General features: G+C 53.1%; 11 protein-coding genes and 7 tRNA genes. 16 read left to right on the forward strand and 2 right to left on the reverse strand.

Annotated elements, in window-relative coordinates:
* Nucleotides 1-42: 42 nt before the first annotated feature.
* A complete protein-coding gene (gene nagE, locus GKC68_RS15985; RefSeq protein WP_342656325.1) occupies nucleotides 43-2,079 on the reverse strand; it encodes an N-acetylglucosamine-specific PTS transporter subunit IIBC in 2,037 nt (678 codons plus the stop codon).
* 325 nt (nucleotides 2,080-2,404) lie between these two features.
* Between nagE and nagB the strand changes: the two genes are divergently transcribed.
* The 12 genes from nagB (at nucleotide 2,405) to GKC68_RS16045 (ending at nucleotide 9,285) form a co-directional block, all read left to right on the forward strand.
* Complete coding sequence (nagB, locus tag GKC68_RS15990; protein ID WP_028723856.1) at nucleotides 2,405-3,205, forward strand: glucosamine-6-phosphate deaminase; 801 nt, start codon at nucleotides 2,405-2,407, stop codon at nucleotides 3,203-3,205.
* A gap of 60 nt (nucleotides 3,206-3,265) precedes the next feature.
* Complete coding sequence (gene nagA, locus GKC68_RS15995; protein ID WP_047715430.1) at nucleotides 3,266-4,414, forward strand: N-acetylglucosamine-6-phosphate deacetylase; 1,149 nt, start codon at nucleotides 3,266-3,268, stop codon at nucleotides 4,412-4,414.
* A gap of 7 nt (nucleotides 4,415-4,421) precedes the next feature.
* The gene (locus GKC68_RS16000; RefSeq protein WP_013025034.1) at nucleotides 4,422-5,642 is read left to right on the forward strand and encodes an N-acetylglucosamine repressor; all 1,221 of its coding nucleotides are present in this window, start codon (nucleotides 4,422-4,424) and stop codon (nucleotides 5,640-5,642) included.
* Nucleotides 5,643-5,682: 40 nt separating this feature from the next.
* Nucleotides 5,683-6,435 (forward strand): HAD-IIA family hydrolase, encoded by a 753-nt coding sequence (locus GKC68_RS16005; RefSeq protein ID WP_013025033.1) that lies wholly within the window; start codon nucleotides 5,683-5,685, stop codon nucleotides 6,433-6,435.
* A 304-nt stretch (nucleotides 6,436-6,739) separates the two neighbouring features.
* Nucleotides 6,740-8,407: an asparagine synthase B gene (gene asnB, locus GKC68_RS16010; RefSeq protein ID WP_221611149.1), complete on the forward strand. Its 1,668-nt coding sequence runs from the start codon at nucleotides 6,740-6,742 to the stop codon at nucleotides 8,405-8,407.
* A 218-nt stretch (nucleotides 8,408-8,625) separates the two neighbouring features.
* Nucleotides 8,626-8,702 (forward strand) — tRNA-Met (locus GKC68_RS16015).
* Nucleotides 8,703-8,712: 10 nt separating this feature from the next.
* Nucleotides 8,713-8,797, forward strand: a tRNA-Leu gene (locus GKC68_RS16020).
* Between the two features lie 22 nt (nucleotides 8,798-8,819).
* A tRNA-Gln gene (locus tag GKC68_RS16025) sits at nucleotides 8,820-8,894 on the forward strand.
* A gap of 34 nt (nucleotides 8,895-8,928) precedes the next feature.
* A tRNA-Gln gene (locus GKC68_RS16030) sits at nucleotides 8,929-9,003 on the forward strand.
* A 22-nt stretch (nucleotides 9,004-9,025) separates the two neighbouring features.
* Nucleotides 9,026-9,102: transfer RNA gene (locus tag GKC68_RS16035), tRNA-Met, on the forward strand.
* Between the two features lie 6 nt (nucleotides 9,103-9,108).
* Nucleotides 9,109-9,183 (forward strand) — tRNA-Gln (locus GKC68_RS16040).
* Nucleotides 9,184-9,210: 27 nt separating this feature from the next.
* Nucleotides 9,211-9,285: transfer RNA gene (locus GKC68_RS16045), tRNA-Gln, on the forward strand.
* 93 nt (nucleotides 9,286-9,378) lie between these two features.
* Here the strand turns inward: GKC68_RS16045 and ubiF are convergent.
* Nucleotides 9,379-10,551, reverse strand: a complete 1,173-nt coding sequence (gene ubiF / locus GKC68_RS16050; RefSeq protein WP_342656903.1) for a 3-demethoxyubiquinol 3-hydroxylase — start codon at nucleotides 10,549-10,551, stop codon at nucleotides 9,379-9,381.
* 168 nt (nucleotides 10,552-10,719) lie between these two features.
* On the opposite strand from ubiF, the gene miaB reads away from it, so the two are divergent.
* The 4 genes from miaB to corC all read left to right on the forward strand — a co-directional run bounded on the left by miaB (nucleotide 10,720) and on the right by corC (nucleotide 14,846).
* Entirely contained in the window at nucleotides 10,720-12,144 is a 1,425-nt protein-coding gene (miaB, locus tag GKC68_RS16055) for a tRNA (N6-isopentenyl adenosine(37)-C2)-methylthiotransferase MiaB (RefSeq protein ID WP_014606307.1), read from the forward strand.
* Nucleotides 12,145-12,351: 207 nt separating this feature from the next.
* Nucleotides 12,352-13,413, forward strand: coding sequence for a PhoH family protein (locus GKC68_RS16060; protein WP_014606308.1), 1,062 nt, complete (start codon nucleotides 12,352-12,354; stop codon nucleotides 13,411-13,413).
* On the forward strand, nucleotides 13,410-13,883 hold the full coding sequence (gene ybeY, locus GKC68_RS16065) for an rRNA maturation RNase YbeY (RefSeq protein WP_342656326.1): 474 nt from the start codon (nucleotides 13,410-13,412) through the stop codon (nucleotides 13,881-13,883). The genes GKC68_RS16060 and ybeY overlap by 4 nt, the downstream gene beginning before the upstream one ends.
* Before the next feature lie 81 nt (nucleotides 13,884-13,964).
* A complete protein-coding gene (gene corC, locus GKC68_RS16070; protein ID WP_028723860.1) occupies nucleotides 13,965-14,846 on the forward strand; it encodes a CNNM family magnesium/cobalt transport protein CorC in 882 nt (293 codons plus the stop codon).
* Nucleotide 14,847 lies beyond the last annotated feature (1 nt).

Raw genomic sequence — 14,847 nt, forward strand, 5'->3', positions numbered from 1 at the left:
AAGCAGGAATCGCTTCCTGCCTTTTGTTGTTGATACAGCGAATTAGCCTTTAATTTCATACAGCGGGGTTTCACCCGCGATCACCTGGCCCTGCGTCAACAGCGTTAATCCTGCGAAGTCTTCTATATTGCTGACCACCACCGGACTTATCATCGAGCGGGCATGGGCGTTGAGATAGTCAAGATCCATCTCCAGCACCGGCTGACCTGCCGTAACCTGAGCGCCCTCTTCCACTAAACGGGTAAAGCCCTGACCGCCCAGCGCCACGGTATCCAGCCCCATGTGCACCACGATCTCCACCCCGTTTTCACTTTCCAGGCAGAACGCATGGTTAGTGTTAAAGATTTTCACCACGGTGCCCGCAATGGGGGCCACCACGCGCGTGTCGCTGGGCTTGATTGCCACACCGTCGCCGACCGCTTTACTGGCAAAAGCCTCATCCGGTACGGCATCCAGCGGCACAATTTCACCGCTTACGGGCGCCACTAAGGTCGCGATAACGCGTTTTTCACTGTTTAACACAGCCTGAGGTTTCACGTCGCTGGCCACAGCGGGTGCGCTGGCGGTGCTGGCGGTTGCGGCTGCAACCGGGCCTTTCACCAACACTTTTTTCATGGCCATGGCGATACTTTCAGCCTGTGTGCCGACGATAATCTGAACGCTCTGCTTGTTGAGGCGAATCACACCTGAGGCACCCAGGCGTTTCGCCACGCCTTCATTAACCTGCCCGGCATCCTTCACATTCAGACGCAGACGCGTAATGCAGGCATCGATCGCGGTTAAGTTGTCTGAACCGCCCACCGCGCCAATGTAACGACGCGCCAGAGATTCGGTCGCGCTCTCACCGTTGTCGGTCGTATCCACATTCACTTCATAACCATCGGTTTCATCGCCAGCAACCGCCAGCTCACGGCCCGGCGTCATCAGGTTGAATTTTTTGATAGTGAAACGGAACACAACATAGTAGATAACGAAGAACACCAGCCCTTGCGGAATCAACATGTACCAGTGCGTCGCCAGGGGATTGCGGGATGAGAGCACCATGTCCACCAGCCCCGCGCTGAAACCAAAGCCGGCAATCCAATGCATGCTGGCAGCAATAAACACAGACAGACCGGTCAACACAGCATGGATGACATACAGTACCGGGGCCACGAACATAAAGGAAAATTCCAGCGGTTCGGTAATGCCGGTAAAGAAGGCTGCAAAAGCCGCCGCCAACATGATCCCGCCGACCTTCGCCCGATTTTCAGGACGAGCGCAATGGTAAATCGCCAGCGCTGCGCCGGGTAAACCAAACATCATGATAGGGAAAAAGCCCGCCTGATAACGGCCCGTGATGCCCGGAATAGCGGTGCCATTCGCCAGCGACTGCGCACCGCCGAGGAATTTAGGAATATCGTTGATGCCCGCGACGTCGAACCAGAACACGGAGTTCAGCGCATGATGTAAGCCCACCGGAATAAGCAGTCGGTTGAAGAAGGCATAGACGCCAGCCCCTACCGATCCCAGCTTCTGGATATGCTCACCAAAGCTCACCAGGCCATTAAAGATAACTGGCCAGATATACATCAGGATGAACGCGACCAAAATCATCAGGAACGAGACCAGGATCGGGACCAGACGACGGCCGCTGAAGAAAGAGAACGCTTTGGGCAGTTCAACATGGCTAAAGCGGTTGTAGACTTCGGCTGACAGAACCCCAACCAGAATACCGACAAACTGATTGCTGATCTTCCCAAAGGCCGCAGGAACCTCAGCTACCGGTATTTTCTGAATCATCGCCACGGCGGCGGGCGAACACAGCGTCGTCACGACCAGGAAACCCACAAAGCCGGTCAACGCCGCCGCGCCGTCTTTGTCTTTTGACATACCGTACGCCACGCCAATCGCGAACAGCACCGACATGTTTTCAATGATCGCGCCGCCGGATTTAATCAGCAGGGCGGCAAAGGCATTGCCCGCCCCCCAGCTGTCCGGATCGATCCAGTAGCCGATCCCCATCAGTATTGCTGCAGCAGGCAAAGTGGCGACCGGCACCATCAGCGCCCGTCCCACGCGTTGTAAATAACTTAACATTGACCCTTCCCCCTATGAACTGACTCTGTAGCTATGCTGCCGCTTAATGTTGTTATGTCAGCAGCAAGCCTCTTACGGCATTACACTCAATGCTGTGGAGTGTAATAACAATTTAATTCGCTTCACAAATTAATAGCTACTATCTGTGACAATTATCACCATAAATCGATTTTTGATGTCACTCACGCTGGCTATAAAGGCTAACTTATTTTATGATGCGAAATATCAAGATGTGCGCTTTCTTACACCTTTTGCGCCTGTCACTTCAGGCCTGACCGACGTATTAGCTGCACGTCTGACCGTTAACTCACATTCGAGGTGCACTATGAGACTGATTCCTTTATCCACCCCCACTCAGGTCGGCAAATGGGCGGCGCGCCATATCGTCAATCGCATCAATGCGTTCAATCCTCGTGCTGACAAGCCTTTCATCCTGGGACTGCCCACGGGCGGGACTCCGCTGGAAGCCTATAAGCATCTGATTGACATGCACAAAGCGGGCCAGGTCAGCTTTAAACATGTCGTGACTTTTAACATGGACGAATACGTGGGCTTGCCGAAAGATCATCCGGAAAGCTATCACAGCTTTATGTACCGTAATTTCTTTGACCACGTTGATATTCAACCTGAAAACATTAATTTGCTGAATGGTAATGCGCCAGATATTGACGCAGAATGTCGCCGTTATGAAGATAAAATTCGCGCCCTCGGTAAAATCCATTTGTTTATGGGCGGCGTCGGTAATGATGGTCATATCGCCTTTAACGAACCGGCATCCTCATTATCTTCACGCACCCGCATTAAAACGCTGACCCACGACACGCGCGTGGCGAATTCACGCTTTTTTAACGGTGATGTTGACCAGGTGCCTAAGTATGCGCTGACCGTTGGTGTGGGTACGCTTCTGGATGCCGAAGAAGTCATGATCCTGGTTACCGGGCACGTAAAAGCCCAGGCGTTGCAGGCTGCTGTTGAAGGTAACGTGAACCATATGTGGACGATTAGCTGTCTGCAGCTTCATCCTAAATCCGTGGTGGTCTGTGATGAACCTGCCACCATGGAGCTAAAAGTAAAAACGGTAAAATACTTCCGTGAAATGGAAGCGGAAAATATGCAGGGCGTTTAATACAATCATTTCGTCACCTGCGGTTAGACGCATTAACGGCAGGCAAGCCGGGAGAACAAGATGTACGCATTAGTAAACGGCCGTATCTACAGCGGCGATGACATTTTTGATAATCATGCTGTCGTCATCGCTGACGGCAAAATTGAGCGGGTTTGCTCTCTGGCAGCCTTGCCGCCAGAAACAGAACAGCAGGATGTTGGGGGCGCAATTATCGCACCCGGCTTTATTGACTTGCAGCTTAACGGCTGTGGAGGCGTGCAGTTTAATGACGATATCAATGCCATCAGCGTGGAAACGCTGGAAATCATGCACCGCGCCAATGTTAAATCCGGCTGCACCAGTTTTCTGCCAACGCTGATTACCAGCAGTGACGAACTCATGGTACGCGCCGTCGAAACCATGCGCGCCTTTTTACAGAAGTATCCTCACTTTCTGCTGGGATTACATCTGGAAGGTCCGTGGCTGAATGTCGCCAAAAAAGGCACCCATAACCCTGCCCTTATTCGCCAGCCTGATCCGAAGATGGTCGATTTCCTGTGTGAGAATGCGGATGTGATTAGCAAGGTCACACTGGCGCCAGAAAGGGTCGGCAGCGCCGTGATTCGCCAACTCAGGGACGCCGGTATTGTGGTGTCTGCGGGTCACTCCAATGCCACCTTCGAAGAAGCCAAAGCGGGTTTTGCCGCCGGCATCACCTTTGCGACGCACCTTTATAATGCCATGCCGGCCTTTGCTGGGCGTGAGCCGGGCCTGATCGGTGCGCTGTTTGATGCGCCTGATGTATACTGCGGCATCATTGCGGATGGTTTACATGTTCATTACGCTAACGTTCGTAATGCCAAACGCATTAAGGGTGACAAGCTGGTCCTGGTTACCGATGCCACTGCGCCCGCAGGTGCCACAATCGATAAGTTTATTTTTGCTGGTAAAACAATATATTATCGTGATGGACTCTGTGTTGATGAACATGGCACGCTGAGCGGTTCAGCACTGACGATGATCAAAGCCGTGCAAAACAGCGTTGAACATGCAGGCATTCCACTGGATGAAGCGCTGCGCATGGCATCACTGTATCCGGCACGGGCAATGGGCGTAGAAAAACAGTCAGGCACTATCCAGGCAGGAAAACTGGCCAATCTGACCGTATTTACACGCGACTTTAAAATTATTAAGACGTTAGTCAATGGAGATAACGTCCTGAGCGAGTAAGCACTGAATGACTACTGGCGGCCAGACACAAATTGGAAATGTCGATCTTGTCAAACAACTGAACAGCGCAGCCGTCTACCGGTTAATCGACCAACAGGGACCGATTTCGCGCATTCAGATTGCGGATCTGAGCCAACTCGCGCCCGCCAGTGTGACCAAAATTACCCGCCAGCTTATTGAGCGCGGCCTGATCAAAGAGGTGGACCAGCAGGCGTCCACCGGCGGTCGCCGCGCCATCTCCATCGTCACTGAAACCCGTCATTTTCACACTATCGGCGTGCGCCTCGGCCGCAACGATGCGACCTTAACGCTGTTCGATTTAAGCGGTAAATCGCTGGCTCAACAGGATTATCCCCTGCCGCAAACCACGCAGGACACGCTGGAGCAGGCGCTGTTCGATGCCGTTGCGCATTTTATTCAGCAAAGCGAAGCGAAAATTCGTGAGCTGATAGCCATTTCGGTGATCCTGCCTGGCCTGGTCGATCCGCATAATGGCGTTATCCGTTATATGCCGCACATTACGGTGGACCAGTGGCCTCTGGTGGCCAATCTGAAAAAACGCTTTAAGGTGACCAGCTTTGTGGGGCATGACATTCGCAGTCTGGCGCTGGCAGAGCACTATTTTGGCGCAACCCGTGATTGTGCCGATTCGATATTAGTGCGCCTGCATCGGGGAACGGGCGCGGGGATTATTGCCAACGGACAAATATTCCTGGGCAGTAATGGCAATGTGGGTGAAATCGGCCATATTCAGGTCGATCCGCTCGGGGAACGCTGCCATTGCGGTAACTTTGGCTGCCTTGAAACCATCGCGGCGAATGGCGCCATTGAACAGCGCGTCAGAGAGCTGTTGAATAAAGGCTACCCCAGCATATTGACTCAGGATGCCTGCCAGATGCCACACATCTGTCAGGCGGCGAACCAGGGCGATGCGCTGGCAAGTGAAGTTGTCGAATACGTGGGTCGCTATCTGGGTAAAGCCATTGCTATCGCCATTAACCTGTTTAATCCGCAAAAAATTGTGTTGGCCGGCGAAATTACGGAAGCTGAACGCGTGTTGCTCCCGGCCATAGAAAGTTGCATTAATACCCAGGCGCTGGCGGCCTTCCGTAAACATCTGCCGGTGGTGCGTTCACAACTTGATCACCGCTCCGCGATTGGGGCCTTTGCCCTGGCAAAACGGGCGATGTTAAACGGCATTCTGCTGCAACATCTTTTGGAAGACTAAGCGCGGCCTTATTCAGCGCGGCGCGTATCGGAACCCCTTTATGACGATTAAAAATGTAATTTGTGATATCGATGGCGTGCTGATGCACGACAATACCGCAGTGCCCGGCGCGAAAGAATTTTTGCAGCGCATCCTGGCGAAAGACATGCCATTGGTGGTGCTGACCAATTATCCTTCACAAACGGCGCGTGATTTGGCAAACCGTTTTTCCTCGGCGGGAATCGACATACCGGATTCGGTGTTTTACACCTCAGCCATGGCCACCGCGGACTTTTTACGCCGCCAGGAAGGCAAAAAAGCCTATGTCATTGGCGAAGGTGCGCTGGTACACGAATTGTATAAAGCCGGTTTTACCATCACTGACGTTAACCCGGATTTCGTTATCGTCGGGGAAACCCGCTCATTCAACTGGGACATGATGCACAAGGCCGCATTCTTTGTGGCAAACGGCGCGCGGTTCATTGCCACCAATCCTGATACGCATGCCCGGGGCTTTGTGCCCGCCTGTGGCGCACTCTGTGCCGGTATTGAAAAGATTTCAGGTCGCAGGCCATTTTACGTTGGCAAGCCCAGCCCCTACATCATGCGCGCCGCGCTGAACAAGATGCAGGCCCATTCAGAGGAAACGGTTATCGTAGGCGATAATCTTCGTACTGATATCCTCGCCGGTTTTCAGGCCGGTCTGGAAACGATTCTGGTGCTTTCTGGCGTATCCACGCTTACCGACATTGATGCGATGCCTTTCCGTCCTGACTGGATTTTCCCGTCTGTTGCCGATATCGACCTCTTTTGATTCATTTTTCTTATGACGCACTGCCAGATTCTGTGGTGCGTCTCACCTTTATGGCTCTCTGTGCTCGTTATCCTCGTTCAAAAAGCGTGCTGTATTTTCATTTCATTGCCGATTCAACAATAAAAACCCAATTCTGTTAGATAAAATTCAATATATCTCGCCACACAACAACATTTTCATCAGCAAAATACGATTCCTCTTGCATTGGGGACCGTAAATAACGCATTTTCTTATACATCACGCAGCAACAGGCTGCCGGACAAACGTAAAATTACATCGCCGCAGGTGAGTTCAGGAGTCAGATATGTGTTCTATTTTTGGTGTGCTGGATCTGAAAAGCGATCCCGTTGAGTTACGTAAAAAAGCATTGGAAAGCTCACGTCTGATGCGTCACCGTGGGCCGGACTGGTCAGGCGTTTACGCCGATGACCACGCCATTCTTGCTCATGAGCGCCTCTCAATTGTCGACGTGAACAACGGTGCACAGCCGCTGTATAACGCTGACCACACCCACGTACTGGCCGTCAATGGTGAGATCTACAACCATCAGGCCCTGCGCGCAAAATTAAGCGATCGCTACGCGTTTCAGACCGGTTCTGACTGCGAAGTCATTCTGGCGCTGTACCAGGAGAAAGGTGTCGATTTTCTTGACGAACTGGAAGGCATGTTTGCCTTCATCCTCTATGACAGCGTTAAAGGCACCTACCTGATTGGCCGTGACCATATCGGTATCATCCCGCTGTATATGGGCAACGATGAGCACGGTAACCTGTTTGTTGCTTCAGAAATGAAAGCGCTGGTGCCGGTATGCCGTTCAATCAAAGAATTCCCGCCGGGAAGCTACCTTTCCAGCACCGACGGTGAAATTCGTCGTTACTGGCAGCGTGACTGGATGGAATACCAGAACGTTGAGAACAACGTGACCGACGCTACAGAACTGAAACATGCGCTGGAAGAGTCAGTAAAAAGCCACCTGATGTCCGATGTTCCCTATGGCGTGCTGCTGTCTGGTGGTCTGGACTCGTCAATTATTTCAGCAATAACCAAACGTTTCGCGGCCAAACGCGTGGAAGATCAGGATAAAAGTGACGCCTGGTGGCCACAGCTGCACTCGTTCGCGGTCGGTCTGGAAGGATCACCGGATCTGAAAGCGGCCAAACTGGTGGCAGAGCATCTGGGTACGGTGCACCACGAAATTCACTTCACGGTGCAGGAAGGCCTGGATGCGATTCGTGACGTGATCTACCACATTGAAACCTATGATGTGACCACGATTCGCGCCTCTACGCCGATGTACCTGATGTCGCGTAAGATTAAAGCCATGGGCATCAAAATGGTGCTGTCGGGCGAAGGGGCTGACGAAGTCTTTGGTGGTTATCTGTATTTCCATAAGGCACCGAACGCGAAAGAATTTCATGAGGAAAACGTTCGCAAACTGCTGGCCCTGCACATGTTTGACTGCGCACGCGCCAACAAAGCGATGTCTGCCTGGGGCGTTGAAGCGCGCGTGCCGTTCCTGGATAAGAAATTCCTGGATGTCGCCATGCGTATCAACCCAAAAGACAAGATGTGCGGCAGCAACGGTAAAATGGAAAAACACATTCTGCGTGAATGCTTCTCCTCTTACCTGCCTGAAAGCGTGGCCTGGCGCCAGAAAGAGCAGTTCTCTGACGGCGTGGGCTACAGCTGGATTGACACACTGAAAGAGGTCGCGGCCAAACAAATCAGCGATCAGCAACTGGCGACGGCGCACTTCCGTTTCCCGTATAACACGCCGGGTTCGAAAGAAGCGTACCTGTACCGTGAAATCTTTGAAGAACTCTTCCCACTGCCGAGTGCTGCCGAGTGCGTACCCGGCGGGCCGTCTGTTGCCTGTTCATCGGCAAAAGCCATCGAGTGGGACGAAGCCTTCAAAAACATGGATGACCCGTCAGGACGTGCCGTAGGCGTTCACCAGTCTGCCTACAAATAAGTGCTATACTGAGTGACAATATGGGCCGTATACGGCCCATCTTTTTTGTTATTGCCGTTGTATTCACTGAAAAATTGCCGAATAAAGCATCACCCTGGTTATAAGCCAGACAAACAGGCGTTTGAAGGCAAAAAACGGCAAAAAACTTGTTGACGCTGTGTAGTCAACTCCGCATAATGCGCCCCGCAACGCCGATGAAGGTTGCGCGAAAAAAAGATGGCTACGTAGCTCAGCTGGTTAGAGCACAGCACTCATAATGCTGGGGTCACAGGTTCGATTCCCGTCGTAGCCACCATCTTTTTTCTGCGGGAGTGGCGAAATTGGTAGACGCACCAGATTTAGGTTCTGGCGCCGCAAGGTGTGCGAGTTCAAGTCTCGCCTCCCGCACCATTTCATGATTCGGCAGCATGGATGGGGTATCGCCAAGCGGTAAGGCACCGGTTTTTGATACCGGCATTCCCTGGTTCGAATCCAGGTACCCCAGCCAATTTCGATGTATCTCGCGGCTGCGAGTGGACGAATGGGATATCGCCAAGCGGTAAGGCACCGGTTTTTGATACCGGCATTCCCTGGTTCGAATCCAGGTATCCCAGCCATCATCGAAAGGCAATACAATTTGGCTACGTAGCTCAGCTGGTTAGAGCACAGCACTCATAATGCTGGGGTCACAGGTTCGATTCCCGTCGTAGCCACCATTTTCTTGGGGTGTCGCCAAGCGGTAAGGCACTGGTTTCTGATACCAGCATTCCGGGGTTCGAATCCCTGCACCCCAGCCATTTTTAGACAATTTGATTTGACACCATTGGGGTGTCGCCAAGCGGTAAGGCACTGGTTTCTGATACCAGCATTCCGGGGTTCGAATCCCTGCACCCCAGCCAAATTAAGCAACAAAGCCCGCTTCTGCGGGCTTTGTTGTTTTTGCCTTCCGGCGACAGGCCACGCATCACGTCAGTGCAACGCGTGGCTGAGGCTTATAATCCTAATGCATAGCGCAGTACCTGACGCTTCAGCACGCCCGAACGTTCGGCGGCAATCAACCCCAGATTACGTATCAGCTTTAGCGGCCCAACCCGGTTGCTAAAGGTAAAATAGAACAGATCCATGCCACTCTGCATCAGCAGGTTATCGTTACGGCGCTGGCGTTGATAGCGCAGCAGTATGCGTTCCGATGACCAGTCTTCTGCTTTATCGCGCGCCTCAATTAATACGTCCATCAGTGCGTCGATGTCCCGATAGCCCAGATTGACACCCTGCCCCGCCAGAGGATTAATGGTGTGCGCGGCATCCCCCACCAGCGCCAGCCCTGGCATAACATAGCGCGAGGCATGACGGCGGACCAATGGGAATCCCCCTGCCGCATGAGCATGAAAACGCCCCAGCCGTGCCGGGAAATGCCGGGCAATCTCTTTTTCCAGCTGCGGCATCGGCATGGCCTGCAGCTGACGAATGCGTGCTGCGGAGTCGTACCACACCAGAGAGGCATGGTTGCCAAACAGCGGCAGAAACGCACGTGGCCCCTGCGGCGTAAAATGCTGCCAGGTGGCATCGCCAGCGGGATGTTCACAGGTAACGCTGATCAACAAACAGGATTGCGCATAGTGCCAGCCATGAATGCCAATCCCCGCCATCTGGCGTACCTGTGAATTCGCGCCGTCTGCACCCACGACGAGTGTTGCGGTGACGGCAGTGCCGTTGCTTAACGACAGCGTCCAGCCGCCATTGCAGGGCTGGAGATCGTCCATCGTCGCCGGGCACAGCAGGGTGATGCCGCGCTGTTCCATCTCCTCCCATAGGGCACGTTGCAACACATTATTTTCAACCATGTAACCGAGTTCCGGCAGCCCCAGCGATTCGGCGTCGAAATTGACCTGCGCCGTTTGCCACTCCCAGGTTTCAAGTTTGCGATAAGGCGCACAGCGCATCGCCTCAACACGTTGCCAGACGTTGAGCTGTTTCAGGAGTGCCACGGAAGAGGATCCGACCGCGGAAATACGCACATCGGGCAGGCTGTGTGGGTCAAAAGGCGGTGGCGTTGCCCGCTCAACAACCGCCACACGAAACTGGTGCTGCGTCAGACCACATGCCAGCGCGGCGCCGACCATGCCACCGCCCACTATCACCACATCAAACCGGTTATCCTGCATCACTTTTATCCCTCTCTTTGACCGCCACTTTTCAGTGCGGTGGTATTCCTGCAAAGTGTACCGGAAAAATGAGGCACGATCAGAAAAGCCCTCAGGCTGGTCACATCCGCAGCAAAGCATTACAATACGCCCCCAGCACTTCACTGCACTGATTTAATGGCTAGCTCGATGACAAAAAAACTGCATATCAAAACCTGGGGATGTCAGATGAATGAGTACGATTCATCTAAGATGTCTGACCTACTGAACAGCACGCACGGCTATACCCTGACAGAGGAAGCCGAAGAGGCGGATATTCTGCTGCTCAACACCTGCTCTATCCGCGAGAAAGCGCAGGAGAAGGTCTTCCACCAGTTGGGGCGCTGGAAAAAACTTAAAGAGCGCAACCCGGATTTGATTATCGGTGTTGGCGGCTGCGTCGCGTCACAGGAAGGCGATCATATTCGCCAGCGTGCGCCATGCGTGGACATCGTCTTTGGTCCGCAAACCCTGCACCGTCTGCCCGAAATGATCAACACCGTGCGCGGCAGCAAAAGTCCGGTTGTGGATATCAGCTTCCCGGAAATCGAAAAGTTTGACCGACTGCCTGAACCTCGTGCCGAAGGCCCAACCGCGTTTGTCTCCATCATGGAAGGCTGCAACAAATACTGTACGTTCTGCGTGGTGCCTTATACCCGCGGCGAGGAAGTCAGCCGTCCCTCAGATGATATTCTGCTGGAGATCGCCCAACTGGCTGCACAGGGGGTTCGTGAGGTCAACCTGCTGGGTCAGAACGTCAACGCCTATCGCGGCGCGACCTTCGACGGTGACGTTTGCACGTTTGCTGAGCTGTTGCGTCTGGTCGCGGCCATCGACGGCATTGACCGCATTCGTTTCACCACCAGCCACCCGATTGAATTCACTGATGACATCATTGAGGTCTACCGCGATACGCCAGAGTTGGTGAGCTTCCTGCATCTGCCCGTACAGAGCGGTGCCGACCGTATCCTGACGCTGATGAAGCGTGCGCATACCGCGCTGGAATACAAGGCCATCATTCGCAAACTGCGTGCGGCGCGTCCGGATATTGAAATCAGCTCTGACTTTATCATTGGCTTCCCTGGGGAAACCCAGCAGGACTTTGAACAGACCATGAAGCTGATTGGCGATATCAACTTCGATATGAGCTACAGCTTTATCTACTCCGCGCGTCCCGGTACACCGGCGGCAGACCTGCCTGACGACGTCAGCGAAGACGAGAAGAAACAGCGTCTCTATATTCTGCAGGAACGTATCAATCAGCAGGCGATGGCCATCAGCCGTCGTATGATGGGCAGCGTGCAGCGCATCCTGGTCGAGGGCATCTCACGTAAAAACGTGATGGAGCTGACTGGCCGCACTGAAAACAACCGTGTGGTCAACTTTGAAGGGCCCGTGGAGATGATTGGTAAATTTGCCGACGTGGAAATCGTGGACGTTTATACCAACTCACTGCGCGGCAAGCTGGTTCGTACAGAAGAGGAACTGGGCCTGCGTGTGGCAGAAAGCCCGGCGTCCGTTATCGCCCGTACCCGCAAGGAAAACGACATCGGCGTTGGCGTATTCCAGCCCTGATGCTTTGTTTTGTGCGGCGGCCCGGCATTTGCCGCCGCACATTCTGCTGTTTTGCACTTGGTTTATGCCAGTGCCGCCCAAATATCACTTCACAAGCTTGCGCCCCGGCGCTACCGCATAAATAATTTCGTTACGATGCATCCGCTTAACGCGTCTGATGCAGCAGCAAACTCTTTCAACTGGCCCTGAGTGACCCAAAGGATTCGTTTGAATATTGAAACCCGTGAAATCGCCCTTGAACCGGCTGATAACCGCCGTCTGATGAGCCTGTGTGGTCCGTTTGACGATAATGTGAAACAGCTGGAACGTCGTCTGGGCATTGAGATTAATCGCCGTGATAACCAGTTTAAGCTGGTAGGTCGGGTGCTGTGTGTGAATGCCGCGGTTGATATCCTGAAAACGCTCTATGTCGATACTGCCCCAGTGCGCGGGGAAATCCCGGATATTGAGCCAGAACAGATTCACCTGGCGATTAAAGAAAGCCGGGTGCTGGAACAAACGGCGGAAAGCGTGCCGGACTATGGCAAGGCGGTCAACATTAAGACCAAACGTGGCGTCATTAAGCCACGTACGCCGAATCAGGCACAGTACATTGCAAATGTTCTCGACCATGACATCACCTTTGGCGTGGGTCCGGCCGGTACGGGTAAAACCTATCTGGCCGTGGCCGCAGCGGTCGATGCGCTGGAGCGTCAGGAGATTCGACGTATTCTGCTGACGCGTCCCGCGGTCGAAGCGGGGGAAAAACTGGGCTTTCTGCCGGGCGACCTGAGTCAGAAAGTGGACCCGTATCTGCGCCCACTTTATGACGCCCTGTTTGAGATGTTGGGATTCGAAAAAGTCGAGAAACTCATGGAGCGCAATGTCATTGAAGTGGCCCCGCTGGCCTACATGCGCGGCCGTACGCTCAATGACGCCTTCATTATTCTTGATGAAAGTCAGAACACCACTATCGAGCAGATGAAGATGTTTCTGACCCGTATTGGCTTTAACTCTAAAGCGGTCATCACCGGTGACGTGACGCAGATTGACCTGCCGCGCCACACGAAATCCGGGTTACGTCATGCCATTGAGGTGCTGTCTGAAGTGGAAGAGATCAGCTTCAACTTCTTCCACAGCGAAGACGTTGTGCGTCATCCCGTAGTGGCACGTATTGTGACCGCTTATGAAGCCTGGGAAGAAGCCGATCAAAAACGCCGCGATCAGCAAGCGGAAGAGCGTAAACGTGATGCCCTTGCGGCTCAGCACAGCGCCCAGGAGAATTCATGAGCGACGTGATCCTCGATCTGCAGCTGGCCTGCGAGCAGACTGATAATTTACCGACTGAAAGCCAGTTTCAACGCTGGCTGGAAGCGGCGGTAACGCCCTTCCAGCCAGAAAGTGAAGTGACCATTCGTCTGGTGGATGAATCTGAAAGTCATGAACTTAATCTGACCTATCGGGGCAAAGATAAACCGACCAATGTGCTGTCATTTCCCTTTGAAGCCCCGCCCGGCATTGAATTACCGCTGTTAGGCGATCTGATCATTTGTCGTCAGGTCGTTGAGCAGGAAGCGCTGGAGCAGGGAAAAACCCCAGAAGCTCACTGGGCGCACATGGTGATCCATGGCACGCTGCATCTGTTGGGTTATGATCACATTGAAGACAGTGAAGCCGAAGAGATGGAAGGTATTGAGACAGAGATAATGCTTGCTCTTGGTTATCCTGATCCGTACATTTCGGAGAAAGAAAACACCTGAGTATCCGATTCAGGCCACCCTGCTGCTGGTAAACAGGCCGGCAGCGTAATTTCCTTACCAGAGAGATCTTTAAAAACCGCCATGAGCGACGACCATTCTCAAAACAGCGATGCACCCAGTAGTAAAAAGGGATTTTTTTCCCTTCTCATCAACCAACTGTTCCACGGTGAACCTAAAAACCGTGACGAGCTACTGGGCCTGATCCGTGACTCCAATCAAAAAGATCTGATTGATCAGGATACCCGGGACATGCTCGAGGGCGTGCTGGATATTGCAGAACAGCGCGTGCGTGACATCATGATCCCCCGCTCCCAGATGATTACGCTGAGACGTAATCAGAACCTGGAAGAGTGCCTCAGCGTGATTATCGATTCAGCACACTCCCGCTTTCCGGTCATCAGCGAAGACAAAGACCACGTTGAAGGGATCCTGATGGCAAAAGATCTGCTGCCGTTTATGAGCAGCGAATCTGAGCCTTTCAGTGTGGAAAAGGTTCTGCGTCCGGCTGTCGTGGTTCCTGAGAGCAAGCGCGTTGACCGCATGCTGAAAGAGTTTCGCTCCCAACGCTATCATATGGCGATTGTGATCGATGAGTTTGGTGGCGTGTCCGGACTGGTCACGATTGAAGATATTCTGGAACTGATCGTGGGCGAAATTGAAGACGAATATGACGATGAAGAAGATCGTGATATCCGCCAGCTCAACCGTCAGACTTATACCGTTCGCGCACTTACCCCGATTGAAGATTTCAACGAGGTATTTGGCACCCAGTTCAGCGATGACGAAGTGGATACCATCGGTGGACTGGTGATGCAGGGCTTTGGTCACCTGCCGGCGCGCGGCGAAAGCATCGACATTGATGGTTACCAGTTCAAAGTTGCCATGGCTGACAGCCGTCGTATCATCCAGGTTCACGTAAAAATTCCGGAAAATTCGGCGCAACCTCAACTGGATGACGAATAAA

The organism is Pantoea sp. RSPAM1 (assembly GCF_038816185.1).
GTDB lineage: Bacteria > Pseudomonadota > Gammaproteobacteria > Enterobacterales > Enterobacteriaceae > Pantoea > Pantoea ananatis.

Coding starts and splice junctions, on each gene's coding strand:
- nagE (WP_342656325.1), bottom strand. CDS start 2,079: ATGTTAAGTTATTTACAACGCGTGGGACGGGCGCTGATGGTGCCGGTC.
- nagB (WP_028723856.1), top strand. CDS start 2,405: ATGAGACTGATTCCTTTATCCACCCCCACTCAGGTCGGCAAATGGGCG.
- nagA (WP_047715430.1), top strand. CDS start 3,266: ATGTACGCATTAGTAAACGGCCGTATCTACAGCGGCGATGACATTTTT.
- GKC68_RS16000 (WP_013025034.1), top strand. CDS start 4,422: ATGACTACTGGCGGCCAGACACAAATTGGAAATGTCGATCTTGTCAAA.
- GKC68_RS16005 (WP_013025033.1), top strand. CDS start 5,683: ATGACGATTAAAAATGTAATTTGTGATATCGATGGCGTGCTGATGCAC.
- asnB (WP_221611149.1), top strand. CDS start 6,740: ATGTGTTCTATTTTTGGTGTGCTGGATCTGAAAAGCGATCCCGTTGAG.
- ubiF (WP_342656903.1), bottom strand. CDS start 10,551: ATGCAGGATAACCGGTTTGATGTGGTGATAGTGGGCGGTGGCATGGTC.
- miaB (WP_014606307.1), top strand. CDS start 10,720: ATGACAAAAAAACTGCATATCAAAACCTGGGGATGTCAGATGAATGAG.
- ybeY (WP_342656326.1), top strand. CDS start 13,410: ATGAGCGACGTGATCCTCGATCTGCAGCTGGCCTGCGAGCAGACTGAT.
- corC (WP_028723860.1), top strand. CDS start 13,965: ATGAGCGACGACCATTCTCAAAACAGCGATGCACCCAGTAGTAAAAAG.